We start from the raw sequence: 1099 nt of genomic DNA, 5'->3' as shown, positions 1-1099 counted from the left end.
CACCGTCTACCGGCACGGCGAGCTGCTCACCGAGTTCTTCGAGGACGAGGGCAAGGGCATGCGCGACATCCGCAAGCACATGGCCTGGTACTTCAAGGGCTACCCGGTCGGCGGGGAGATCCGCTCCGCCCTGGCCAAGGTCCCCACCCTGGCCGAGCTGCGCGAACTGCTGGACTCCCTGGACCTGGAGATGCCCTACCCGGCGCGACGCGGAAGGCACCCGCGGCCGGGCCGGGCACCCGAAGAAGACCCACCTGCCGAGGGCTGGCTGGAGAGCCGGGAAATGGATGAGAAGCACAAGGCGATGATCGCCGCGGCCGAATTGGACATCTCCGGTGGATAACGCCCGGGGTGCCGACCAAAACTCACTAGACTGGTTTCCATGACCGAACTGCAGGGATATACCGAAGCTGATCAGGAGCGTTGGGTACCGGAACCGGCCAAGAAGGCCTACCGCACCGCATTCGAGCGGGACCGCGCCCGGGTGCTGCACTCTTCGGCCCTGCGCCGGTTGGGCGCCAAGACCCAGGTCGTCGCCCCCTACTCGGATGACTTTGTGCGCACCCGACTGACCCACTCCCTGGAGGTGGCCCAGGTGGGCCGCGAACTGGGCGCCGCGCTGGGATGCGACCCCAACGTGGTGGACACCGCCTGCCTGGCCCACGACCTGGGCCACCCGCCCTTCGGGCACAACGGCGAAAAGGCGCTGAACGAGCTGTCCACCGGCATCGGCGGGTTTGAGGGCAATGCGCAGACGCTGCGGCTGCTGACCCGGCTGGAAACCAAGACCTTCCGGCACAACGGGGCCAGCGCCGGGCTGAACCTCTCCCGCGCCTCCCTGGACGCGGCCTGCAAGTACCCCTGGACCCGGGACACGGCCCCGCTGCGCCACGACGGCAAGCCCACCGCCAAGTTTGGGGCGTACCTGGATGACCTGCCGGTGTTCAACTGGCTGCGGGAGGGCCCGGACACCGTCCCCGGCCAGGTATGCATGGAGGGCCAGGTGATGGACCTGGCCGACGACATCTCCTACTCGGTGCACGATGTGGAGGACGCGATCGTGGGCGGGAACTGCAGCTGCGCTGCTGCGCCACGCCCG

The 1099-nt window shown here is 68.4% G+C and carries 1 protein-coding gene and 1 pseudogene; both read left to right on the top strand.

The features are described from left to right. Nucleotides 1-343 (top strand): annotated as a pseudogene (locus tag JCM19049_RS15050) (tRNA dihydrouridine synthase DusB); the annotation flags it as partial. Between the two features lie 39 nt (nt 344-382). Further along, on the top strand, nt 383-1099 hold a 717-nt coding region (locus tag JCM19049_RS15045), incomplete at its 3' end, for a deoxyguanosinetriphosphate triphosphohydrolase (RefSeq protein WP_279403332.1).

The organism is Arthrobacter sp. JCM 19049 (assembly GCF_001310435.1).
Note: the sequence above shows the minus strand (reverse complement) of the source record. Positions and strands in the feature narration are given on the sequence as shown.